The 24,307-nt window shown below is 69.8% G+C and carries 18 protein-coding genes; 9 read left to right on the top strand and 9 right to left on the bottom strand.

The annotated features are described in order from the left end of the window. Nucleotides 1-33: 33 nt before the first annotated feature. Nucleotides 34-1,674, bottom strand: a complete 1,641-nt coding sequence (locus LNW72_RS25780; RefSeq protein WP_250977547.1) for an ABC transporter substrate-binding protein — start codon at nt 1,672-1,674, stop codon at nt 34-36. Between the two features lie 169 nt (nt 1,675-1,843). On the opposite strand from LNW72_RS25780, the gene LNW72_RS25775 reads away from it, so the two are divergent. Continuing rightward, nucleotides 1,844-2,806 carry a class I SAM-dependent methyltransferase gene (locus tag LNW72_RS25775; RefSeq protein WP_250977546.1) on the top strand — a complete coding sequence of 321 codons (963 nt, stop codon included), beginning with the start codon at nt 1,844-1,846 and terminating at the stop codon, nt 2,804-2,806. A 56-nt stretch (nt 2,807-2,862) separates the two neighbouring features. Here the strand turns inward: LNW72_RS25775 and LNW72_RS25770 are convergent, their stop codons facing one another. The 5 genes from LNW72_RS25770 to LNW72_RS25750 all read right to left on the bottom strand — a co-directional run bounded on the left by LNW72_RS25770 (nt 2,863) and on the right by LNW72_RS25750 (nt 8,779). Further along, nucleotides 2,863-3,963, bottom strand: coding sequence for a dipeptide ABC transporter ATP-binding protein (locus LNW72_RS25770; protein ID WP_250977545.1), 1,101 nt, complete (start codon nt 3,961-3,963; stop codon nt 2,863-2,865). Next, nucleotides 3,956-5,005, bottom strand: a complete 1,050-nt coding sequence (locus LNW72_RS25765; protein WP_250977544.1) for an ABC transporter ATP-binding protein — start codon at nt 5,003-5,005, stop codon at nt 3,956-3,958. The genes LNW72_RS25770 and LNW72_RS25765 overlap by 8 nt, the downstream gene beginning before the upstream one ends. Nucleotides 5,006-5,063: 58 nt before the next feature. After that, nucleotides 5,064-5,996, bottom strand: coding sequence for an ABC transporter permease (locus tag LNW72_RS25760; RefSeq protein WP_250977543.1), 933 nt, complete (start codon nt 5,994-5,996; stop codon nt 5,064-5,066). Between the two features lie 33 nt (nt 5,997-6,029). Further along, nucleotides 6,030-6,953 (bottom strand): ABC transporter permease, encoded by a 924-nt coding sequence (locus LNW72_RS25755; protein WP_250977542.1) that lies wholly within the window; start codon nt 6,951-6,953, stop codon nt 6,030-6,032. A gap of 176 nt (nt 6,954-7,129) precedes the next feature. Next, the gene (locus LNW72_RS25750; protein WP_250977541.1) at nt 7,130-8,779 is read right to left on the bottom strand and encodes an ABC transporter substrate-binding protein; all 1,650 of its coding nucleotides are present in this window, start codon (nt 8,777-8,779) and stop codon (nt 7,130-7,132) included. Nucleotides 8,780-9,215: 436 nt separating this feature from the next. Here LNW72_RS25750 and LNW72_RS25745 point away from each other — a divergent pair, with 436 nt between their 5' ends. Both LNW72_RS25745 and LNW72_RS25740 read left to right on the top strand, forming a co-directional pair. After that, on the top strand, nt 9,216-9,626 hold the full coding sequence (locus LNW72_RS25745) for a VOC family protein (RefSeq protein ID WP_250977540.1): 411 nt from the start codon (nt 9,216-9,218) through the stop codon (nt 9,624-9,626). Nucleotides 9,627-9,687: 61 nt separating this feature from the next. After that, complete coding sequence (locus LNW72_RS25740; protein ID WP_250977539.1) at nt 9,688-10,134, top strand: nuclear transport factor 2 family protein; 447 nt, start codon at nt 9,688-9,690, stop codon at nt 10,132-10,134. Nucleotides 10,135-10,371: 237 nt separating this feature from the next. Here the strand turns inward: LNW72_RS25740 and typA are convergent, their stop codons facing one another. After that, complete coding sequence (gene typA, locus LNW72_RS25735) at nt 10,372-12,237, bottom strand: translational GTPase TypA (RefSeq protein WP_138351040.1); 1,866 nt, start codon at nt 12,235-12,237, stop codon at nt 10,372-10,374. Between the two features lie 287 nt (nt 12,238-12,524). Beyond that, nucleotides 12,525-14,384 (bottom strand): ABC transporter family substrate-binding protein, encoded by a 1,860-nt coding sequence (locus LNW72_RS25730; protein ID WP_250977538.1) that lies wholly within the window; start codon nt 14,382-14,384, stop codon nt 12,525-12,527. Between the two features lie 342 nt (nt 14,385-14,726). Between LNW72_RS25730 and LNW72_RS25725 the strand changes: the two genes are divergently transcribed. The 6 genes from LNW72_RS25725 to LNW72_RS25700 all read left to right on the top strand — a co-directional run bounded on the left by LNW72_RS25725 (nt 14,727) and on the right by LNW72_RS25700 (nt 21,610). Further along, the gene (locus LNW72_RS25725) at nt 14,727-15,014 is read left to right on the top strand and encodes a hypothetical protein (RefSeq protein WP_138351042.1); all 288 of its coding nucleotides are present in this window, start codon (nt 14,727-14,729) and stop codon (nt 15,012-15,014) included. 103 nt (nt 15,015-15,117) lie between these two features. Then, complete coding sequence (locus LNW72_RS25720; RefSeq protein ID WP_250977537.1) at nt 15,118-15,960, top strand: hypothetical protein; 843 nt, start codon at nt 15,118-15,120, stop codon at nt 15,958-15,960. Nucleotides 15,961-15,981: 21 nt separating this feature from the next. Beyond that, nucleotides 15,982-17,925: a fumarate reductase/succinate dehydrogenase flavoprotein subunit gene (locus tag LNW72_RS25715; protein WP_250977536.1), complete on the top strand. Its 1,944-nt coding sequence runs from the start codon at nt 15,982-15,984 to the stop codon at nt 17,923-17,925. Continuing rightward, entirely contained in the window at nt 17,922-18,686 is a 765-nt protein-coding gene (locus tag LNW72_RS25710; protein WP_250977535.1) for a succinate dehydrogenase/fumarate reductase iron-sulfur subunit, read from the top strand. The genes LNW72_RS25715 and LNW72_RS25710 overlap by 4 nt, the downstream gene beginning before the upstream one ends. Before the next feature lie 84 nt (nt 18,687-18,770). After that, nucleotides 18,771-20,852, top strand: a complete 2,082-nt coding sequence (locus tag LNW72_RS25705; RefSeq protein ID WP_374117323.1) for a TPM domain-containing protein — start codon at nt 18,771-18,773, stop codon at nt 20,850-20,852. 44 nt (nt 20,853-20,896) lie between these two features. Further along, nucleotides 20,897-21,610 carry a PspA/IM30 family protein gene (locus LNW72_RS25700; protein ID WP_250977534.1) on the top strand — a complete coding sequence of 238 codons (714 nt, stop codon included), beginning with the start codon at nt 20,897-20,899 and terminating at the stop codon, nt 21,608-21,610. 22 nt (nt 21,611-21,632) lie between these two features. Here LNW72_RS25700 and LNW72_RS25695 read toward each other — a convergent pair whose 3' ends face one another. Then, nucleotides 21,633-24,170: a SpoIIE family protein phosphatase gene (locus LNW72_RS25695; RefSeq protein ID WP_250977533.1), complete on the bottom strand. Its 2,538-nt coding sequence runs from the start codon at nt 24,168-24,170 to the stop codon at nt 21,633-21,635. Nucleotides 24,171-24,307 lie beyond the last annotated feature (137 nt).

Genomic DNA, 24,307 nt, shown 5'->3' with positions numbered 1-24,307 from the left:
GCGCGGGGTCACCGCGCCGGGCCACCGCGCGGGTCAGCTGACCTTGATCTCGTTGTAGACCGGGACGCTGAACTGGTTCAGCGCCACATTCGAGATCTTGGTGGAGTAGCCCCCGGTGCCGTTCTGGTACCAGAGCGGGATGGCCGGCATGTCGATGGCGAGCTGCTTCTCCGAGTCCTGGAACAGCGCGACGGCCTTCGCGGTGTCCGGCTCGGCGTTCGCCTGGTTGATGAGCTTGTCGAAGTTCGCGTTCGTGTAGTGCGAGTCGTTCGACGACGCGTTGGTGTAGTAGATCGGCTGCAGGAAGTTCTGGATCAGCGGGTAGTCCATCTGCCAGCCGGTCCTGAACATGCCGGTCATCTGCTTGTTCGTCACCTTCGAGCGGAAGTCCGCGAAGGTGCCGATCGGGTTGAAGACGCACGCCTTGTCGTTGCCGAGCGCGTTGTTGATGCTGTTGCAGACCGCGTCGGACCAGTCCTTGTGCGAACCGGTGTCCACGTTGGACGTCAGGGTGACCTGGCCGCCGGGCAGGCCGCCGGCCTCCGTGATGAGCTTCTTGGCCTCGGTCGGGTTGAACGTGCAGGCGTCGCCGCACAGCCCGGCCTTGAAGCCGCCCGCGTCGCCGAGCACCGGCGAGGTCCAGTCACTGGCGGGCTCGCGGGTCTTCTGGAAGATCTGCTCGGTGATCTGCGCGCGGTTGATCGCCATCGACAGACCCTGGCGGATCTTCGCCGCGTTCGGCCCCGACCACTTCGGGTCGTACAGCGGGAACGAGACGGTCTGGATGATGCCGGCCGGCTGGTTGATGAACCGGTCTCCCAGGTCCGACTTGGCGTTCTTGAGCTGCGACGCGGGGATGTCGTCGACCAGGTCGATGTTGCCGGCCTGCAGGTCGGTGTACGCGGTGTTGTTGTCGGTGTAGACCCGCAGGTCGATGCCGCCGTTCTGGGCCGGGTCAGGACCCTTGTACCCGGCCCACTTGCGCATCTTCATCGTCTGGCCCTTGGTGTACGAGTCCACCGTGTAGGGGCCGTTGCCGATCGGCTTGTTCAGCCAGGTGGCGTGGTCGGAGAAGAACGACTTCGGCAGCGGGTCGTACGCCGAGTAGCCCAGCGTGTCGGGCCAGGTGGAGAACTTGGCGCCGAGCTTCACGGTGAAGTTCAGGTCGTCGACCTTCTTCAGCCCGCCGAGCGTCTGGGCGGTGGACGCGGCACCCTCCTTCTCCGGGTGCACCGCGTCGTAGCCGTCGATGAAGCGGAAGAAGCTGGCGTTCTTCTGCGCGTTCTTCAGCAGCGCGCCGTAGTTCCAGGCGTTGATGAAGGAGTCGGAGGTGACCGGGTCGCCGTCGCTGAAGGTCCAGCCGGGGTTCAGCTTGATCGCGAAGTTCAGCGAGTCGCTGGTGGTGATCGACGCCGCGACCATGTTCTCGGCCTTGCCGGTCTTCGGGTTGTACTTCTTGAGACCACGGAAGAGCATGTCCAGCACCTTGCCGCCCTGCACCTCATTGGTGTTGGCCGGCTCCAGCGGGCTCTGCGGGTCTCCCCACGAGGCACTGACGATTCCCGAAGCGCCGCCTCCACCACCGCTGTCGCTGCCCCCGCCGCCACAGGCGGTGGCCGCCAGGGCGACGGCCGTCGCACAGACGGCCCACTTCAAGCGCGTGGATCCGCGCATCGCGTGCCTCCTCATGGGTCACAAATGACACTTAGTTCCTCATGACACCCCAAACCCTTCACCGACGCACCTCTAGCGCACCCGTGTCGCCCTACGAACTCCTGGCCGACACCCCGTGTGGGCCAACGCCTCACTCAGCGGCGTTGTCCGACATAGGGTCAGAAGGGTGATGACGACAGCCGAAGAATCGTTCCTGCGCGCTTTTCACGCCGAGCACCCGGCCGTGACATCGCGCTCCCTGGCCCGTGGCCGGGACGCCGCCGGCCGCTCCAGCTACCGGATCCTCAGCGACCTGGTCGCCGGACACCGGCGGGTGCTGGACCTCGGCTGCGGTGACGGGTTCCTGCTGGAGCAGGTGGCGGAGGCGGGTGCTGCGCCGGCCGCTGACGAGGGGGCGGCCGACGCGGGAGCAGGCGAGGCACCGGCCGCTGACGTGGGGGCCGGTGACGAGGGGGCCGCCGCGGTCGCGGTGCCGGTCGGCGATGACCCGGTCGCCGGCCGGGAGCTCGCGGGCGTCGACCTCTCCCCCGACGACCTGGCCCTCGCGCGCCGGCGGCCGGCGCTGGCCGGCGCCACGCTCCTGGAGGCGCGGGCCCAGGACCTGCCGTTCCCCGGCGACCACTTCGACGCCTGTGTCTCCCACATGGCGCTGATGCTCATGAACGACGTCGACCGGGTCGCCGCCGAGCTCGCCCGGGTCCTCGCCCCCGGCGGCCTGCTGGCGCTCGCCCTGGGCGGCGGCGCCGCGGGCGGCGAGGCCTACGAGCTCTTCAGCGCCCTGACCGGACCCGTCGTCGACGCCGTGCCCGACACCCAGCGGATCCCCCGCCTCGGCGACCGGCGGACCCGTGACCGCGCGGGCCTCGACGCGATCCTCACCCCGGCCGGCTTCGCGCCGGTCGGCTGGGAGACCGTACGGATCGACCTGAGCGGCCCGCTCGAGGACGTGTGGGTCACCCTCTCCGCCCTGTACGACCTCGGCCCCCTCTCCCGGGAGGCCACGAACGCGCTGCGCGAGACCTTCACCGCGGGCGCCGCCTCCCTCGCCCTCCCGGACGGCACGATCCCCTGCGCCATGAACATGCGCATCGCCACCACGCACCTGACGGCGGGACGAGCCGGGAACGAGTGAGGGCCCCGCCGATCCAGGACGGATCGGCAGGGGCCCTCACTCGGTGTGCGGCGCGGTTACGCGACGCCCACGACGTCCTTGACCTCGGCGAAGTGGCATGCCGAGTCATGGGCGGCGGGCGAGTCGACGCCCTTGAAGCGCTCCGGGATCGCCAGCAGCGGAACGTCCGTGGCGCACTTGTCCTGCGCCTTCCAGCAGCGGGTACGGAACCGGCAGCCGGACGGCGGGTTGGCCGGGGACGGGACGTCTCCGGTCAGGATGATGCGCTCACGGTGGGCACGGGCCTCGGGGTCCGGAACGGGGACGGCCGAGAGCAGCGCCTGGGTGTACGGGTGGGTCGGGTACTCGTAGATCTCGGCGTCGGAGCCGATCTCGGCCATCTTGCCGAGGTACATCACGCCGACCCGGTCCGAGATGTGCCGGACGATCGACAGGTCGTGGGCGATGAAGATGTAGGAGAGGTTGAACTCGTCCTGCAGGTTCTCCATCAGGTTGATGACCTGAGCCTGGACCGACACGTCGAGCGCGGAGACCGGCTCGTCGCAGATGATGACTTCCGGGTTGAGCGCCAGGCCGCGGGCGATGCCGATGCGCTGCCGCTGGCCGCCGGAGAACTGGTGCGGGTACCGGTTGATGTACTCCGGGTTGAGCCCGACGACGTCCAGCAGGTCCTGGACCTTCTTGCGGCGGGTGCCCTTGGGCGCCACCTCGGGGTGGATGTCGAAGGGCTCGCCGATGATGTCGCCGACCGTCATGCGCGGGTTCAGCGACGTGTACGGGTCCTGGAACACCATCTGGATGTTGCGGCGGACGACCTTGAGGGCCTTGCCCGACAGCTTGGTGATGTCCTGGCCCTTGTAGAGGACCTCGCCCGCGGTGGCCGTCTCCAGGCTCATCAGCAGCTTGGCGACGGTGGACTTGCCACAGCCGGACTCGCCGACGATGCCCAGGGTCTCGCCCTGGTACAGCTCGAAGGAGATGCCGTCGACGGCCTTGACCGCGCCGACCGTCCGCTTGAACACGATGCCCTGGGTCAGCGGGAAGTGCTTGACCAGGTTCCGGACCTGGAGGATCGGCTCGCCGCGGTCGACCGGGGCGTTGATCGCCGCCTCGACGGCCTCGACTGTCGTCTCATCGTCCTTGCTGAGATCAGCCATGGATCGTCTCCTTCCAGAAGTGGCAAGCGCTGCCACGGCCCGGCAGCTCGTCGCCGTCGGCCTCGGTCACCGTGTGCAGCGGCGGCACATCGGTCCGGCAGATGTCCTGCGCCATGTCGCAGCGCGGGTTGAACGCGCAACCCGAGGGAACGGCCAGCAGGTTCGGCGGGAGGCCCTTGATCGCGTAGAGCTCCTGGCCCTTCTGGTCCAGGCGCGGGATCGACCGGAGCAGGCCCTTGGTGTACGGGTGGGCCGGCCGCTTGTAGATCTCGTGCACCGGCGCGGTCTCGACGATCCGGCCCGCGTACATCACCGCGATCTTGTCCGCGACGTCGGCGACGACGCCGAGGTCGTGGGTGATCAGGATCAGACCCATGTTGGACTCGCGCTGCAGCTCCGCGAGCAGGTCCATGACCTGGGCCTGGACCGTCACGTCGAGCGCCGTGGTCGGCTCGTCCGCGATGATCAGGTCGGGTTCGAGGGCGATGGCCATCGCGATCATGATGCGCTGGCGCATACCGCCGGAGAACTGGTGCGGGTAGTCACCGACCCGCTCCCTGGCCGCCGGGATCCGGACGCGGTCCATCAGCTCGATGGACTTCTTCTTCGCGTCCTTCTTCGACAGCCCCTGGTGGGCGCGGAACATCTCGCCCAGCTGGAAGCCGACGGAGAGCACCGGGTTCAGCGAGGACAGCGCGTCCTGGAAGATCATCGCCATCTTGTTGCCGCGCAGCTTGCGCCGCTCGCTCTCCGGCAGGGCCAGGATGTTCTGCCCGTGGAAGAGGATCTCGCCCTGGGCGACGCGCCCGGGAGGGCTGTCCAGGATGCCCATGATCGCCTGGGCGGTCACCGACTTGCCGGAGCCCGACTCGCCGAGCACCGCCAGCGTCTCACCGGCGCTCACGCTGTAGTTGACGCCGTTGACGGCCTTGGCCACACCGTCGCGGGTCTTGAATTCCACGTGGAGGTCGCGCACTTCGAGCAAGGGCCCGCCGGCGGCGGTCGTTCCAGTGCTCTCGGCGGCCGTTTCGACCGTGGTCATGCCGTCACCTTCGTCCTGCTTGCTCGTAGCTCGTGGGGGTCCGACTCATGAGGGCGCCTCACCGGAGCTTCGGGTCGAGCGCGTCGCGCAGGCCGTTGCCGAGGAAGACGAAGCCGAGCGCGGTGATGACGATCGCCAGGCTGGGATACACCCAGAGGTAGTCCTTGACGCCCATGAAGTCCTTGCCCGCGAAGATCATGTTTCCCCACTCGGCGACCTCGGGGCTCACCCCGACGCCGAGGAAGGACAGCGAGGCCTCGGCGACGATCGCGATGCCGACGCTGCTGGCCGCGTAGACCACCACCGAGGTGACGGAGTTGGGCAGGATGTGCTTCAGCACGATCCTGCGCCGGCTCGCGCCCAGCGCCTTGGCGGCGTGCACGTAGTCCATCTCACGGACCGACAGGATCTGGCTGCGGAGCAGCCGGGCGAAGGTGGCCCAGGAGAAGATGCCCAGCGAGATCACGACGGGCAGCACGCCACGGCCCATCAGCAGGATGATGACGATGGCGCCGACCAGCAGCGGGAAGGCGAAGAAGACGTCCGCCACGCGCATGATCACGGTGTCCCAGGCGCGGCCGAAGTAGCCGGCTATCGCACCCAGCGTGATGCCGATGACGCAGGCGAGCAGGATCGAGGCCAGGCCGACGATCATCGCGATCCGGCTGCCGTAGATGATGCGGGACAGCTGGTCGCGGCCGAGGGCATCGGTCCCCAGCCAGTGCTTGCCGCTCGGACCCTTCAGGGTGTTCATCAGATCCTGGTGGAGCGGGTCCGCGGGGGCGATCAGCGGAGCGAAAATTGCCACCAGCAGAAGAATGACGACGATCAGCAGGCCGACGACGGCCAGCTTGTTGGCGAGGAAACGGGCGCGGATCTCGCTCCAGTTGCTGACCCTCGCGACGCTCGGTTCGGCTGCGCTCTGCGCAGCCGGGGCCGGACCGGCCGCGGTGGTACCCGACCCATCCATGCCCGTGACGACCTCAGTCATGGTGTGACTCCTAATTCGGGACGACCCTGCGGGTCAGGAGAGGCGGATTCGCGGGTCGAGTGCGGCGTAGAGCAGATCGACGATCAGGTTCAGCAGGATGAAGACAGCAACGCTGTACGTCACCACGCCGACGATGATCGGGTTGTTCTGCGACTGAATCGCCGTGATCAGCGCGAGTCCGATGCCGTCCCAGTTGAAGATCGTCTCGGTGATGAGCGCACCACCGAGCAGACCGCCGAAGGAGATACCCAGGTAGGTGATCACCGGGATGACGGAGTTGCGCATGATGTGCCGGACCAGGATCGTCCGGCGCGGCAGGCCCTTGGCCACCGCGGTCTTGACGTAGTCCGCGCGCAGCACCTCGAGCATGGTGCTCCGGGCGATCTGCGCGACGAGGGCCGCGTCGATGATGGCCAGCGTCACCGCGGGCAGCACCATCGAATTGAAGGACCCGTCCGAGATGAGCGGGAACCAGCCCAGCTCCACCACGAAGAAGCGCTGCAGGATCATGCCGATAACGATGGAAGGTACGCCCACGGCAAGGGTCGTGAGGAACGTCACCGACACGTCCCAGACCGAGTATCTGCGCATCGCCGCCAGTACACCGACGCTCAGGCCCAGGATGACGTCGAAGACGATCGCGGTCACCGCGAGCTTCGCCGTGTTCACCAGCTTGGGCTGGAGGATCTCGTTGACCGAGCGGCCCTGGGTGTAGTCCTCACCCAGATCGCCCTTGCCGAGCTTCTCCACGTAGTGCACGTACTGCACGACCAGCGGGTCGTCCAGTCCGTACTTCGCGCGCAGTTCCTTGACCACCGCGGGATCACGCGCCTTGTCACCGCCGATCGAGCCCACCGGGTCACCCGGGAGCACGAACAGGCAGGCGAACAGGATCATCGTCGCACCGAGCACGACGACAACCAGCTGGCCCAGCCTGCGGACCACATACCTTCCCATGACTTACCTCTCTACCTCGCTGCCGCACCGAAGCAGCCACAACGCCCGGGTCGGGCGCGCCTGGACGGGGCGGTGGATCACACCGCTCCCGACGGGGGCCGGGGGCCGGGGCGACCGAGTCTCGACTCGATGCCACGGCCCCCGGTTCGCGCCGCACTGGTTGCGGCGGTGTGTGACTACTTCGCGCTGATCTCGGCGAGGTTCGGGTCCTCGTGGAAGTCCATCGCCCCACCGGTGAACTTCTTGGTGTTCACCAGACGGAACTGGGTGCGGTTCCACAGCGGGATCAGGGCCTGGTCGTCCATCGCCAGCTTCTCGGCCTGCTTGTAGACCTCGTTGCGGGCGGCGGAGTCCTTGGTGCTGCGGGCCTTCTCCACCAGCGCGTCGAACGCCGGGTTGTTGTAGCGACCGCGGTTGTCGCCCTGAACCTTGCCCGAGGCGTCCTTGTTGATGGACTTGGAGTCCAGCAGCGGGAACAGGAAGTTGTCCGGGGTCGGGTAGTCCGCGCCCCACGCGAAGCGGTAGGCACCGGTGGCACCCGGCGCCTGCTGGGCCGCGAGCAGCTCCTTGAACGGCTTCGCGTCCATCTTGACGTTCAGACCGAGGACGTCCTTGATCTGCTGGACGACGGCCTGGACCCACTCCTCGTGGCCACCACCGGTGTTGAAGCCGATGTGCAGCTCGTCACCGGGCTTCAGACCGGCCTCGGCCGCGAGGGACTTCGCCTTGTCCTTGTCCTGCTTGATGCAGGAGACGCAGAGGTCCTTCTGGTAGACGTCCTTGAAGGACGGCGGAAGGATCGTCGTCGACTTGGTCTGCATGCCCTGGAAGACACCGGCGATGATGGCGTCCCGGTCGATCGCGTACGAGATGGCCTGGCGGGCCTTGGCGGTCTTCAGCGGACCGTTCTCGGTGATCGGGAGCAGGTAGTTCATGCCGCTGGTGTCGGCCTGGATCCACTCGTTCTGCGCCGTGTACTTGGCCTTGGCCGAGGTCAGCTGCGCGGTGGGCATACGGGCCCAGTCGAACTGGCCGGACTGGAAGCCCTGGTACTCCAGGTTGCTGGCGTTCGCCGAGTTCAGGATCGAGATCTTGACCGTGTCGAGGTGGGCCTTGGTCAGACCGTAGTCGTCGTTGCGGACGAGCGTGATCGACTTGTTGTGCTCCCACTTGCCCGACATCTTGAACGGGCCGTTGCCGATGGGGGCGTCGTTGTACGCCTGGTTCTTGCCGGCGCCCGCGACCTTCGGCACCGGGGACATCGAGGTGTGCGTGGTCTTGACGTCGAACTCGAAGTCCGGGGTGGTGAGCTTCACCTGGATGGTGTTCTCGTCCGGCGCGCTCAGGCCGGAGAACGTGGTCGCCGTGCCCTTCTGCAGCGCCTCGAAGCCGTCGATGCCGCCGACGTTGGGCGTGGCCACGTCGGACGCGGAGTCCTTGGCGGCCAGACGGGTCCAGCCACGGATGAACGCCTCGGCGTTGACGATCTCGCCGTTGGTGAACTTGGTGCCGGGCTTGATCTTGAAGGTCCAGGTCTTGCCGTCGTCACTGACCGTCTTGGAGGTCGCGAGAGCGGGTATGACCTTGCCGTCAGCGGTCGGCTCGTACAGCCCGGTGAACAGGTTGTCCGTGACCAGGATGCCCTCGGACTCCTGGGCGTTGACCGGGTCGATCGAGACCGGCTCGACGAGGCCGAGGCTGAAGGTGCCACCGGCCTTGCCGGCACCGGCCGGCTTGTCGTCCTTGTTGTCGCCGCCGCAAGCGGTCGCTGCAAGGGCAACGATGACCGCGCCCACGACCCACTTGGCGCTCTTGGCACCGCGCATGGATTGCCTCCTCAGGAGTTCACTGTTTTTACGTGAAAAGAAGGCCGACCATCCGCTGACACCCCTGACAGCGAAACCGGCCCTCTGTTGCTCGTGAGTCGGCGCTCCCCATAAGCGCTTGGACCCATTGACCCGAGCTGAACTGCGTCCCACTATCGGGCACGTTTAGGCGCGTAACCACACCCAAATGGTCTCGCTTTGATCACATCGGGTATGAACTTGGCCCACAATTCGGACATTTGGAACGTAGACAGACACCCGCGAAACGGACTGTTAACGCAACATCCGGCGAATCGCGTCCGCTATGCGGACGCGGGTCTGTCGAAATCGGTTGCGGGAGGTCCGAAAAAGCCAGCCCGAGTCTACGCGGGTCACCCTCCGGGCGTCCTCGATACGACCGGGCCCGCCCGGCCGCCGGAACCTGTTGAATCGGCCCATGAGCCAGGAGATCTCCGGACTGTTGCATCACGTCGAACTGTGGGTCGCCGACCTGCCCGCCGCCACCGCCGGCTGGGGCTGGCTGCTGGGCGAGCTCGGCTACACCCCGTTCCAGGACTGGCCCGCGGGGCGCAGCTGGAAACTCGGCCCCACCTACATCGTGGTCGAGCGCTCCCCCGCCCTCACCGGCGACCGGCACGAGCGGCGCCGGCCGGGCCTCAACCACCTGGCCTTCCACGTGGCCGACCGCGCCATGGCCGACGATCTCGCGGCCAGGGCGCCGGAGCACGGCTGGACCCTGATGTTCCCCGACCGGCACCCCTTCGCGGGCGGTGACGCGCACTACGCCGCCTATCTGGAGAACGCCGAGGGGTTCGAGGTCGAGCTGGTCGCACCCATCGCCTCCTGACCGCGGGGCGGCTAATCTGACTGACCGTCAGGTTGTAGCCGGCCGCGGGAAGGGATCCCCAGTGCCCCACAGTGAGTTGGACCACACTCGGCGCGAGAAGACGGTGGAGTCGTTCTGGCGCGGGGTCGACACGCACGACTGGGGGCTGGTCGCCTCCACCCTGGCGGAGGGGTTCGTACGCGTCGGGATGCGCGGCGACGAGGACGACACCGTCCGGGGCCGGGAGGCGTATGTGGCGTTCGTCTCACGGGTGACGGAGCGGATGGCCTTCCACCGGCTGGAGTCCCGCCGGACGTTCCTCAGCGCGGACGGCCGGCGGGTGCTCAACGAGGCGGTCGAGACGATCCAGCCGACGGCGGCCGACGAACGGAACGTGATGTCGTTCGCCAACGTCATGGAACTCGGCGAGGACGGGCTCATCACCCGGCTCGACATCTACTGGAAGACCCCGGTACTGCAGCCACCGGCCTGGATCGTGCCGGGAAGCACCCCGGCGCAGGCGCCATGACCGTGGCTCCACCCGGGGTACGCGTCCCCGGGCGCCGGACCGGCTGATCCAAGCCACCAGAGCCCCTGACAGCGGCAGTTGGGGCCCGGGGGGCCGCCCGGGGCGCCGGACGGACCCAGACGGCCCGCGCAGCGCCCTGGAAGGCCCGGAGGGGCCGGGGACACGTCCCGAGAAGCCCGATGGGCCCGGGGACACGTCCCCGGGCCCCTCTTCACCCGGTGATCCGGGCGGAAGGCGTCAGCGCTTGGCGCGCGAGTACGCGCGGCCGCGCTCCTTCTGGTCCAGGACGACCTTGCGGATACGCACGGTCTCCGGGGTGACCTCGATGCACTCGTCCTCGCGGCAGAACTCGAGGGACTGCTCCAGGGAGAGCCTGCGCGGCGGCACCACGTTCTCGGTGTTGTCCGCGGAGGCGGCGCGCATGTTGGTGAGCTTCTTCTCCTTGGTGATGTTCACGTCCATGTCGTCGGAACGCGAGTTCTCACCGATGATCATGCCCTCGTACACCTCGGTGGTCGCCTCGACGAAGATCACGCCGCGCTCCTGGAGGTTGATCATCGCGAACGGCGTCACGACACCGGCGCGGTCCGCCACCAGGGAACCGTTGTTACGGGTGCGCAGGTCGCCGAACCACGGCTCGTGACCCTCGAAGATGCTGTGCGCGATACCGGTGCCGCGGGTGTCCGTGAGGAACTCGGTACGGAAGCCGATCAGGCCACGGGCCGGGACGATGAACTCCATGCGGACCCAGCCGGAGCCGTGGTTCGTCATGGTCTCCATACGGCCCTTGCGGGTCGCCATCAGCTGGGTGATCGCGCCGAGGTACTCCTCGGGGGTGTCGATCGTCATGCGCTCGACCGGCTCGTGCACCTTGCCGTTGATCGTCTTGGTGACGACCTGCGGCTTGCCGACGGTCAGCTCGAAGCCCTCACGGCGCATCTGCTCGACGAGGATGGCCAGCGCCAGCTCGCCACGGCCCTGGACCTCCCACGCGTCGGGACGCTCGGTCGGCAGCACGCGGAGCGAGACGTTACCGATGAGCTCCTTGTCCAGCCGGTCCTTCACCTGGCGGGCGGTGACCTTGTGGCCCTTGCCGCCCTTGCCGACCAGCGGCGAGGTGTTGGTACCGATGGTCATGGAGATGGCCGGCTCGTCGACCGTGATGAGCGGCAGCGCGACCGGGTTCTCCAGGTCGGCCAGCGTCTCGCCGATGGTGATGTCCGGGATACCGGCCACGGCGCAGATGTCGCCGGGGCCCGCCATCTCGGCCGGCTTGCGGGTGAGCGCCTCGGTCATCAGCAGCTCGGTGATCTTGACCTGGGTGACCGAACCGTCACGCTTCATCCACGCGACCTGCTGGCCCTTGCGGAGCTCGCCCTCCTCGACGCGGAGGAGCGCGATACGGCCGAGGAAGTTGTCGGCGTCCAGGTTGGTGACGTGCGCCTGGAGCGGCGCGCCCTCGGTGTACTCGGGGGCGGGGACCGTCGACAGGATGGTGGAGAAGAACGGCTCGAGCGAGTCGCTGTCCGAGGGGACCGTGCCGTTCTCCGGCTTGGTCAGCGAGGCGACGCCGTCACGGGCACAGGCGTAGACGATCGGGAACTCGATCTGCTCCTCGGTCGCGTCCAGGTCCAGGAAGAGGTCGTAGGTCTCGTTGATGACCTCGTCGATCCGGGAGTCCGGGCGGTCCGTCTTGTTGATGCACAGGATGACCGGCAGGTTCGCCGTCAGCGCCTTGCGCAGCACGAAGCGGGTCTGCGGCAGCGGGCCCTCGGAGGCGTCCACGAGGAGCACGACCGCGTCGACCATCGACAGGCCGCGCTCGACCTCACCACCGAAGTCGGCGTGGCCGGGGGTGTCGATGATGTTGATCGTGATGACGTCGCCGCCACCCTTGGGGTGGTACTTCACGGCCGTGTTCTTGGCCAGGATCGTGATGCCCTTCTCACGTTCCAGGTCGTTCGAGTCCATCATGCGGTCGTCGAGGTGCTGGTGGGCAGCGAATGCGCCGGCCTGCTTGAGCATGGCGTCGACAAGGGTCGTCTTGCCGTGGTCGACGTGGGCGACAATGGCGACGTTACGAATATCGTGGCGCGTGGACATGCTGCGGCGCTTCTCCCGGGATCGTGGATGGCTGCGCGTTCCGTGTTGACGCACTCGCCCGCCGGGCAGGACAAGCCGCGGCCTTACCCCATGGTACGGGGCTCGCGGCGACTCGGCCGCCCGGGCGAGGTTTGAACGCCGGTATCACCGGCCCCGCAGGCTCCTTCCGGAGCCGGCGGGACCGGTGGGACGACCGGAAGGACCCGTGGCAGCGGCGGTATCCGCGCGTATTCCGCCATCCGGGCGCCGGGGCGGCCCGATCCGGCAAAAGCGCTGCACGCGGACCCCTACTTACGGAACCCGATGTCCTGGTATCGGGGGGACTCGAAGCCGAAGGCGCCGGCGTTCGCGACCGTGGGCCGCAGCGCCACGAGCTCGGGGCGCTGGAAGAGCGGGACGGAGCCGGCCGCGGCCCAGATCCGGGAGTCGGCCCGTGCGGCGATGTCGTGGGCCGCCTTCTGGTCCAGTTCCGAGCTCGCCTGGTCGAGCAGCTGGTCGATCTGGTCGGTGCCGACCCGTGAGTAGTTCTGCTCGACGGTCAGCGATCCGTCGGGGGCGGGCAGCGGCTTGGCGAAGATCGGCCGGTCGTCGGTGGCCGGGTAGGCCGTGCCGGGCCAGGAGTACAGGGCCAGATCGAAGTTTCCGGCCGCGACGTGGTCGTGGAAGAAGCTCGTGTCGGCGACCTTGGTGATCTCGGTGCGGACCCCGATCTTCGACAGCATCGCGGCGATCCGGTTCCCCACGTCGGCCAGCATCGGCGAGGTGGAGGGGACGACGAACCGCAGGCTCAGCTGCTTGCCGGCCTTGCGGAGCGTTCCGCTGGGCTCGACCACCGTCACGCCGAGGGCCGGGGCCGCCGCGTCGGGCTTGGCCGGTACCGGAGCGGCGGGCTTGGCCGGGTTGGCGGCCTTGGCCCCGGGCTGCGACTGCGGTGCGGTGTGCTCCCAGCCCGCGTCCGCGAGCAGCGCCTGGACCTGGCCCGCGTCCGCGGAGCCGAGGGCCGAGCTGTGGTCCGCGTAGCCGTTCTGCGAGGCGAGGACCAGGTGGTTGCCGAGCGGCTTGGCGGGCAGGCCGAGCGGCTTCAGCACGGCGTCGGCGATGGCCTGCCGGTCGACGGCGCGGGCCACCGCGCGGCGGACCCGTTCGTCGGCCAGCGGGCCCGTGCTGCCGTTGAGGGCGAGCTGCGAGTACGCGGCCCCGGGGGCCTTGCGGACGGCGAGCTTCTTGGCGGCCGCGGCCTTGCGGACCGAGGCGAGGGCGGTCGGGTCCAGCTCCGCGACGTCCAGCTTTCCGCCGGTCAGCGCGGTGGCGCGGCCCGCGGACGGTACGGCGGTCAGCACCAGCTGGTCGAGCTTGGCGCGCTGGCCCCACCAGGCCGGGTTCCTGACCAGGGTGACGGCGCCCCCGGTGCGGTTCACGTCCTTGATCCTGAACGGCCCGGCGACGGCGGTGAGCGCGGAGCGGGCGCCTTCGTTGAAGGCGTCCGGGCTGCCGGTCACGGCCTTGGGATAGAGGGGTGTGAACAGCGACCGCCAGTCGGCGTACGGGGCGGCGAAGGTGACCTTGACCTCATGGCTGTCCGCGCCCTGGCTGACGTCCGCGATCCGGTCGTAGCCGGCGTTGCGCGCGGTCCAGTACGCGGCGTTCCGGCCGCTCAGCGCCTTCCACTGCGCGCTGAAGTCGTCGGCGCCGACGGCCCGGCCGTCGCTCCACTTCGCCTTCGGGTTGAGCTTGTACGACACGACCTGCTTCGGCTCGGTCTCGACGACCGAGGCGTCGGCCAGGAAGTCCGCGTCCCGCTGCGGGGCGCCGCGGTTGTCGAGGCGGAACATCACGGGCAGCACGGCGCCGGCGATCCGGGCCGTGTCCTCGTCGGCGTCCGCCTGGTAGGCGTTGAGGGTGGCCGGTACGCCGTCGACGGCCCAGCGCAGTGTTCCGCCGTCCTTGACGCCGGCGCGGGGCGCGGCCGCGATGTCGGTGCCCGAGACGACCGCGCCCGCGGTGGTCTCGGCGGAGCAGCCGGCGAGGGCGAGCGCGGCGGCGCCCAGGAGGGCCGCACCGCGCAGCCCCGGCCCGGTGGGCCGGGGGCGATGCCGGGGCCGGGGCTCTGCCCCGCCTACGGATGCGGGAATGACGCTGCGGGACATGGGTCAGGTACCTCCGCGGGCTCTCCGGCCGCCTTCGGTCCGGCATACGCCTTCGGGACGTGCACCAGTAATACTCAGTTGGCGGTATTTGTCGCTTATCGCACCTACTGAATGCGACAGGTACCCGCGCGGCGGCGCGACACGGCGCGAACCGGGCCACAGGCCACCCGAACGGCGGCGGGGCGCCCACCGGCGGCCCGCGCGGGCGCGCGGCCGCGGCGTGATCCCGGGCCGGGCGCCATTTCCCCTGCACGCGCTCTTCCCAATGGCGCATGTGACGCGCGACACTCGCTTCCGCATGAGCGTCACCAACCGCACTGCGGCAGAGCTGAGGGCAAATCCATGTCCCTGCAAGACGATCTGACATCGGTTCAGCGCCGGCTGGACGACCTGGTCCGCTGTGTGGGCCGCCTGGAGCAGCACGTCGGGAACAGCCTCGACATGCGTCGTGTACGTGCCGACGCGGACCACCTCCGCGAGAGCCTGACCCTGCTGCGCGAGGCCGCGCCGTCCGCCGCCCCACCGGGCCCGGTGGAGATGGTGATCGTGCCCGACACCCCGTACGACCCCGCGCTGTGGTCCGACTGCGAGGACGAAGGCCTGGGATCACCCCACGGCCACGCGCCGTAACAGCGCCTCCCCGCAGCCGCGGGCCTCCCCGCGACCGCAGAGCCAGCCCGTCACCGCAGCCGTCACCGGCTCCCGCCCCTTCCGCTCCCCTCCGGAGTACGCATTGGCCACCGGAACCACCTCCAGCACCGAGTCCGCCGACAGCAGTCCCGCCCGCCGCGGTGTCCACACGCAGGGGCGCGCGGCCATTCAGAACCGACATCTGCGGACCGACCGGTGGTGGGTTCCGCCCCTGGTGACCGCGCTCGGGCTGGGGGCGTTCGTCGTCTACTCGACGTGGCGCGCGTTCGCGAACGGGGACTACTACGCGGCGCCGTACGTCTCGCCGTTCTACTCCCCGTGCCTGGCGTCGAACTGCACCGACATGAACGGCGGCGCCGACTGGCACCTGTTCGGGAGCTGGTGGGGCATCTCCCCGGCCCTGATCGTGCTGATCTTCCCGCTCGGCTTCCGGCTCACCTGCTACTACTACCGCAAGGCGTACTACCGCGGGTTCTGGGCCTCGCCCCCCGCCTGCGCCGTCGCCGAGCCGCACGCCACGTACACCGGTGAGACGCGGTTCCCGCTGATCCTGCAGAACATCCACCGGTACTTCTTCTACTTCGCGATCCCGGTCGCCGGGATCCTGACGTACGACGTGGTGCTGAGCTTCCGCGACGAGGACGGCAACTGGGGCCACGCGGGCCTCGGCACCCTCGTGATGCTGGTGAACATCACCCTGATCTGGGCGTACACCTTCTCCTGCCACTCCTGCCGGCACATCATCGGCGGCCGGCTGAAGCACTTCTCCAAGCACCCGGTGCGGTTCCGCCTCTGGGGCTGGGTCGGCAAGCTCAACCGGCACCACATGCTGCTCGCCTGGGTCTCGCTGATCAGCGTGGCACTCGCGGACTTCTACGTATATCTCGTCGCCAGCGGCGCCTTCGACGACCCGCGGTTCTTCTAAACGAAGGGGATGCCAACAAGCATGACGCAAGTCGAAAGGCACACTTACGACGTGGTCGTCGTCGGCGCGGGCGGAGCAGGTCTGCGCGCCGCCATCGAGGCCCGCGAGCAGGGCATGCGCACGGCGGTCATCTGCAAATCGCTGTTCGGCAAGGCGCACACGGTGATGGCCGAGGGCGGCATCGCGGCCAGCATGGGCAACGCCAACTCCAACGACAACTGGGAAGTGCACTTCCGCGACACCATGCGCGGCGGGAAGTTCCTCAACCAGTGGCGGATGGCCGAGCTGCACGCCCGCGAGGCGCCCGACCGGGTGTGGGAGCTGGAGACCTGGGGCGCGCTCTTCGACCGCACCAAGGACGGCCGGATCTCGCAGCGCAACTTCGGCGGCCACGAGTACCCGCGGCTCGCGCACGTCGGCGACCGGACCGGCCTGGAGCTGATCCGCACCCTCCAGCAGAAGATCGTCTCCCTGCAGCAGGAGGACTTCGCCGAGTTCGGCGACTACGAGGCGCGGCTCAAGGTCTTCCAGGAGTGCACGGTCACCCGGGTGCTCAAGGACGGCCCGGCGGTCAGCGGGGTCTTCGGCTACATCCGCGAGTCGGGCCGGCTGTTCGTCATCGAGAGCCCGGCCGTGGTCCTCGCGACCGGCGGCATCGGGAAGTCCTTCAAGGTGACCTCCAACTCGTGGGAGTACACCGGCGACGGGCACGCGCTGGCGCTGCTCGCGGGCGCCCCGCTCATCAACATGGAGTTCATCCAGTTCCACCCCACCGGGATGGTCTGGCCGCCGTCCGTCAAGGGCATCCTCGTCACCGAGTCGGTCCGCGGCGACGGCGGGGTGCTGCGCAACAGCGACGGCAAACGGTTCATGTTCGACTACATCCCGGACGTGTTCAAGGAGAAGTACGCGCAGTCCGAGCAGGAGGCCGACGGCTGGTACGCCGACCCGGCCAAATTCCGCCGGCCGCCGGAACTGCTCCCCCGCGACGAGGTGGCCCGCGCCATCAACTCCGAGGTCAAGGCGGGCCGCGGCACCCCGCACGGCGGGGTCTTCCTCGACGTGTCGACCCGGCTGCCCGCCGAGGAGATCAAACGGCGGCTGCCGTCGATGCACCACCAGTTCAAGGAACTCGCCGACGTCGACATCACCGCGGAACCCATGGAGGTCGGTCCGACCTGCCACTACATGATGGGCGGCGTCGACGTGGAGCCCGACACCGCGGCGGCCCGCGGCGTGCCGGGGCTGTACGCGGCGGGCGAGGTGGCCGGAGGGATGCACGGCTCGAACCGGCTGGGCGGCAATTCCCTCTCCGACCTGCTGGTCTTCGGCCGCCGGGCCGGACTGCACGCCTCGGAGTACGTGGCCGCGCTCGGCACCGGGCGGCCCGCCGTCCCCGAGGACCAGATCGACAGCGCGGCCGCCGAGGCGCTGCGCCCGTTCAGCGCGGAGGCCTCCGACCCGGACCTGCCGCAGGGGCAGGTCGCGGAGAACCCGTACACCCTCCACCAGGAACTGCAGCAGGCCATGAACGACCTGGTCGGCATCATCCGCCGAGCCCCGGAGATGGCGGAGGCGCTCAGCCGCCTCACCGATCTGCGGATGCGCTCGCGGCGGGCCGGCGTCGAGGGCCACCGGCAGTTCAACCCCGGCTGGCACCTGGCGATCGACCTGCGGAACATGCTGCTGGTCAGCGAGTGCGTGGCCCGCGCCGCCCTGGAGCGCACCGAGAGCCGCGGCGGCCACACCCGCGAGGACCACCCCGGCATGGACCGGGCCTGGCGGAAGGTCAATCTCGTCTGCGAGCTGTCCGACCCCAGCGGCGGGCTCGCCGACACCGACCCGGACCGCGGCCAGGTCACCCTCCGGCACCGCGACATGGACCCGATGCGGGAGGACCTCCTCGCCCTGTTCGAGAAGGAAGAACTGCTGAAGTATCTGACGGACGAGGAGTTGGCCCCGTGACGTACACAGCACACTTCAAGGTGTGGCGGGGCGACGCCGACGGCGGGGACCTGAACGACTACCAGGTGGAAGTGAACGAGGGCGAGGTCGTCCTCGACATCATCCACCGGCTGCAGGCCACCCAGGCGTCCGATCTCGCGGTCCGCTGGAACTGCAAGGCCGGCAAGTGCGGCTCGTGCAGCGCGGAGATCAACGGCAGGCCGAGCCTGCTGTGCATGACGCGGATGTCGGTCTTCACGGCCGAGGAGACGGTCACCGTCACCCCGATGCGGGCGTTCCCCGTCATCCGGGACCTGGTGACCGACGTGTCCTTCAACTACGCGAAGGCCCGCGAGGTGCCGGCGTTCGTGCCGCCGGCCGGTCTCAAGCCGGGCGAGTACCGGATGCAGCAGCAGGACGTGGAACGCTCCCAGGAGTTCCGCAAGTGCATCGAGTGCTTCCTGTGCCAGGACACCTGCCACGTGGTCCGCGACCACGAGGAGAACAAGATCGCCTTCTCCGGGCCGCGCTTCCTGATGCGGATCGCCGAGCTCGACATGCACCCGCTGGACGCGGCCGCCGAGGAGGGCCTGGACCGCAAGGTGTCGGCCCAGGACGACCACGGGCTCGGCTACTGCAACATCACCAAGTGCTGCACCGAGGTCTGCCCGGAACACATCAAGATCACCGACAACGCGCTCATCCCGCTCAAGGAGCGGGCGGTCGACCGCAAGTACGACCCGCTGGTCTGGCTGGGCAACAAGATCCTGCGGCGGCCGTAACCGCACCGTACGGCCTCCGGCACTCGGCCGGAGGCCGTACGGTCGCGATCCGTACAAACCGCGCATACGCTCCCGAACAGAGCCATGCCGCAGGCGCGTGGCGCGGCGAAGGGCGCGTACCGGATGCGGCGACTCGGCGGAATCGTGGTGCTCCTCGGCGCCCTGCTGCTGCCGCTCGCCGGCACCGCGCACGCCGACGACCCGATCACGCTGTCGCGCACGGGCCAGATCACCGACAAGGTCGGCGCGCTGGGCGACCGTAAGCAGCAGGTGGCGGACGCGCTCGAGAAGCTCTACGCCGGCCATCGGATCCAGCTCTTCGTCGCCTATGTGAACGGCTTCTCCGGGCGGGACGCCCAGGAGTGGGCCAATGCCACCGCGCAGCGCAACGGCCTCGGGCAGAACGACGTGCTGCTGGCCGTCGCGACGCACGACCGGCAGTACGCGGTCTCCGCCGACCAGACCTCGGGGTTCACCCAGGCGCAGCTGGACGAGGTCAACCGCTCGGCGATCGAGCCCGCGCTGAAGCAGAACGACTGGGCGGGCGCCGCCATCGGCGCGGCGAACGGGTTCGGCGCGGTGCTCGGCGGGCAGCCGGTCGTGGCGCCCGCGATCACGCCGGGGACCGAGGATCCGGGCGGCGGCCCGGACGGGAACGGGTCGAGCAGCCTGTGGATCCCGGTCGCGGCGGTCGGCAGCGCGGGTGTGCTCGGCGCGCTGGTGTACTCGCGGCGCAAACGGGGCGGCCGGGGCGTGCCGCCGCAGGGCGGCGGCTGGGGCACCGGGGGCGAGAAGCCCCGGGTCACGCCGCTACCCGAGCTCGACGCCCAGGCCAAGCAGCTGCTGGTGGAGACGGACGACGCCGTCCGCACCAGCCAGGAGGAGCTCGGCTTCGCGGCGGCGCAGTTCGGTGACGAGGCTGCCCAGCCGTTCACCGAGGCGGTCTCGTACGCGCGCGGTGAACTGACCGCCGCCTTCCGGCTGCGGCAGAAGCTCGACGACGCCTTTCCCGAGGACGAGGCGACCCGGCGGCAGATGCTCGACGAGATCCTGAGCCGCTGCACCCAGGCGAACCGCCGGCTGGACGCCGAGTCCGACGCGTTCGACCGGTTGCGGGCGCTGGAGTCCAACGCCCCGCAGGCGCTCGCGCAGGCCGAGGCGACCGCGGCGGCGCTCGACGCGCATGTGACCGCGGCCGAGACCGCGATCGGCACGCTCACCCGGACGTACGCGGACGCGGCCGTCGAACCGGTCACCGGCCATCCGGCCGAGGCGCGGGACCGGCTGGTGTTCGCCGGGACCGCGATCGACGGGGCCCGGAAGGCGATCGACGCGGGCGACATGTCCCGGGCGGCGGTGTTCGTACGGGCCGCCGAGGGCGCCCTCGACCAGGCCGGGACGCTCGCCGAGTCGGTGGTACGCCGTGCGGAGGAACTGGAGCAGGCCGACGCCCGGCTCCAGGACGCGCTGACCGAGACCGACACCGACCTGGCCGATGCCAAGGGGCTGCTCAGCGGGACCGCCGACGGGGCGCCGACGGCCGATCTGCGGGGCCGCATAGCCCGCGCCGAGTCCGTCCTCGCCGACGTACGGCAGGAACTGACGGCCGGCCGCCACGACCCGATCTCGGGGCTCCGCCGGATCGAGGAGGCGGACGCCGCTCTCGACGCGGCACTGACCGGCGCCCGCGAGGGAGCCGTGAACGAACAGCGGGCCCGCGGTCTGCTCGGCCAGGCCCTCCTGGCGGCCCGCAGCGAGGTGGCCGCGGCCCGGGACGTCATCACCACGCACCGCGGCGCGATCGGCAGCCAGGCCCGTACCCGGCTCGCCGAGGCCGAACGGCGGCTGGAGCAGGCCGAGTCGCTGGCCGCCACCGATGCGGCGGGCGCGCTCTCCGAGGCCCAGCAGGCCGATCAACTGGCACGTCAGGCACAGCAGTTCGCCCAGCAGGACGTGAGCGGCGGCGGCTTCGGCGGCGGGGGGTTCGGCGGTGGCGGGCGCGGCGGTGGGGGGATGAGCGGCGCCGTGCTGGGCGGGATCATCCTCGGCGGAATCCTGAACGGCGGCGGGGGCGGGTTCGGCGGCGGTTTCGGCGGTGGCGGGGGTCCCGGGAGCTTCGGCGGCGGCGGTACCCGGGGCCGGATGGGCGGCGGCGGCCGCTTCTGACCAGCTCCTTGCTTCTCCTACCTACCTGTGAAGGAACCCCAGCCATGACGAAGCAGACGATCCTCGGCCGTGTGACCCAGCTCGCGAAGGCCAACATCAACGCGCTCCTCGACCAGGCCGAGGACCCGCAGAAGATGCTCGACCAGCTCATCCGCGACTACAGCAACAACATCTCCGAGGCCGAGGAGGCGGTCGCCGCCACCATCGGCAATCTCCGGCTGATGGAGCAGGACCACGACGAGGACGTGGCGGCGGCCGCGGAATGGGGCGGCAAGGCCCTCGCCGCCAGCAAGAAGGCCGACGAGCTGCGGGCCGCCGGGAACACCGCGGACGCCGACCGCTTCGACAACCTCGCGAAGGTCGCGCTCGGCCGCCAGGTCACGTCGGAGAAGGAGGCGAAGACCGCGGAGCCGGTCATCGCGAGCCAGACCGAGATCGTCGACAAGCTCAAGTCCGGGCTCGACCAGATGCGCACCAAGCTGGGTGAGCTGCAGGGCAGGCGGGACTCGCTGGTGGCCCGCGCCAAGTCCGCGCAGGCGCAGAACCAGATGATGGACGCGGCCAAGAACATCAACGTGCTCGACCCGACCAGCGAGTTGGGCCGCTTCGAGGACAAGGTCCGGCGCGAGGAGGCCAAGGCCAAGGGCAAGGAGGAGCTGGCCGCGTCCTCGCTGGACGCCCAGTTCGAGAGCCTCGACACCCTCTCGGACAGCGCGGAGGTCGAGGCCAGGCTCGCCGCCCTCAAGACCGTCAAGTAGCCGGCCCCGGGCGGCCCGGCGCCTAGTACATGCTCAGCAGCTCGTCCACGGTCGGTTCGCGCCCCGGCCCGCCGGGGCCGCCGCCGCCCGGCAGGGCGAGCTCGAACCAGACGGTCTTCCCGCGGTGGGTGCGGCGGCTGCCCCAGCTCTCGCTGAGCAGGCTGACGAGCTGGAGGCCGCGGCCGCCCTCGTCGGTGTCGCGGGCGCGCCGCCGCCTGGGCTGGACCAGCGCGCCGTCCCAGACCTCGCAGACGAGGGTGCGGTCGCGCAGCAGCCGCAGCCGGATGTCGCCGTCGCCGTGCCGCAGGGCGTTGGTGACCAGCTCGCTGACGAGCAGTTCCGTGGTGTCGACGAGCTCCTCCAGGCCCCAGGAGATGAGCCGTTCGCGGGCGTACTCACGGGCGCGGGCGACCGAGGCGGGGTGCGGCTCCAGCGTCCAGTCCCCGACGGAGTCGGCCGGCAGACCGTGGACGCGGGCCATCAGGAGGGCGATGTCGTCCTCGCCGTGGGCGGTGTCCAGCGTCGCGAGGATGTGGTCGCAGACGTCCTCCAGGGGACGCTGCGGATCGTCGAACGCGGCGCGGAGCGCTTCGAGGCCCTCGTCCAGCGGATGGTTGCGGGACTCGACGAGGCCGTCGGTGTAGAGCCCGAGGAGCGCGCCGTCCGGGAGCTCGACGTCGACCTCCTCGAAGGGCTCGCCGCCCACCCCGAGCGGCATCCCGGTGGGGACCTCCAGCATGAGCGCGGGCCCGCCCGGCTCGACGACCACCGGCGGCAGGTGCCCGGCGTTGGCGATCGTGCAGCGCCGGGTGACCGCGTCGTACACGGCGTAGACGCAGGTGGCGAGGTAGACCTCGGTGAGGTCCGTGCCACCGCGGTCCTTGCCGCGCCGGCTGCGGGTCTCGGGCGGCGCGCCGAGCCCGCGGGCCACCTCGTCGAGTGCGGTGAGCACCTCGGCCGGTTCCAGGTCGAGCAGTGCCAGCGTCCGTACGGCGGTGCGGAGTTCACCCATCGCCACGGCGGCGCGCAGGCCGCGGCCCATGACGTCGCCGACGACGAGCGCGGTGCGGTGCCCCGGCAGCTCGATGACGTCGAACCAGTCGCCGCCGACCTCGGTCTCCATGTTGCCCGGCAGATAGCGACAGGCGATGTCCAGCCCGGCCGCCTCCGGATTGCCCGGTGGCAGCAGGCTGCGCTGCAGTATCAGCGCCCGCTCGTGCTCGCGCCGGTACAGCCGCGCGTTGTCGATACAGACCGCGGCGCGCGCGGCGAGCTCCTCGGCGAGCATCCGGTCCCGCTCCGAGAACGGCTCGCTGCCCTTGGCCCGGGAGAACTGCACCAGGCCGAGGACGGTGTCACGGGCGACCATCGGAACGATCAGCGTGGACTGGACGAGCGCGCCGCCCAGGTCCGGCTCGGGGTCCACCCCCAGCATCTGCGTCTGGGCGGTCCTGAGCGCGCTGGCGCAGGGCGAGTTGAACGGATGGCGGTGGACGGATCCGACGGGCACCGAACCGTCCTCGCCGTCATCGCCCAGGATCGCGGAGGGCGCGTTCGAGACGGCACTGGCGAACGCCACCCGGCGCACCTCGCCGCTGCCGTCCGACGTACCCCCGAGGTCCTCCTCGCCGACGAGCAGCGCCTGGTACAGGTCGACGGAGGCCAGATCGCAGAAGTGCGGCACGGCGACGTCGAGCAGTTCGCGGGCGGTGGTCTCCAGGTCCAGCGAGTTGCCGATCCGCACCCCGGCCTCGTTGAGCAGGGCGAGATTGCGGCGGGCGTGCGCGGCCTCGCGCTCGGCCCGCTGCCGCCCGGTGACGTCCATGGCGAGCCCGGCGACCCCTATCGGCCGCCCGCTGCCGCTGTGCAGCCGGTACAGCGAGATCGCCCAGCGGCGGCGCCCGCTCTCGCCTGGCACGGTGCCGACCAGCGGCATGTCCAGGACCGGATCGCCGCTCTCCAGCACCTGGCGCAGCGCGGCGGTGAGCCGGTCGGCCTCGACCCGGGAGAGGAAGTCGTGCGGGCCGCGGCCGCGGTGCTCCTCGGCGGTGCGGCCGAAGACGGTCGCGAAACGTTCGTTGACGCGCAGCAGCCGCAGATGGGTGTCGAAGAGGACGAAGCCCATCGGGGACTGCCCGAAGACGGCCTGCGAGGCCGCCAGGTCGGTCTCTATCTGCCGCAGCGACGAGACGTCGACGGCGATGCACAGCGCCCCCCGGTCGGCGGGCATCACATAGATCTCGGCGATGCCCTCGGTACCGGCGGCGTCACGGTAGGGCGCGAGACCTATCCACTCCCGGCCGTCCAGGATCTCGGCCACCCGCTCATGGGCGCGGTCCCAGGTGTCCGGCGGCGCGAACGCGGTGATGGGGTCCTTGCCGAGCGCCTGCGCGGCCGGCACCCCGAAGAACTCGGCGGCCCGGTCGCTCCACTGGTCGATCCGCCCGTCGGGGCCGATCGAGAAGGAGGCCACGCGGATGTAGTCGTAGATCGAACCCGGCGGGCTGGACTGCCAGACCGCGGCCCGGGGAGAAGTGCTCCCGCCCCGCTCATCAGACACATCGGCCCCCGCTGGCACGTCGTTCACTAGCCCGACCCCTCCAGCTCAGCACACATGGACCGGTTTGGAGCCGAGTATTCAGCATCACGACCGTCCCGCACACGGTCTTGACGATCACAGCATCATCTCGGCTCCCA

This window comes from Streptomyces sp. RKAG293, from assembly GCF_023701745.1.
GTDB lineage: Bacteria > Actinomycetota > Actinomycetes > Streptomycetales > Streptomycetaceae > Actinacidiphila.
The sequence above is the reverse complement of the archived record's forward strand: the minus strand, read 5'-3'. Positions and strand labels throughout refer to the sequence as shown.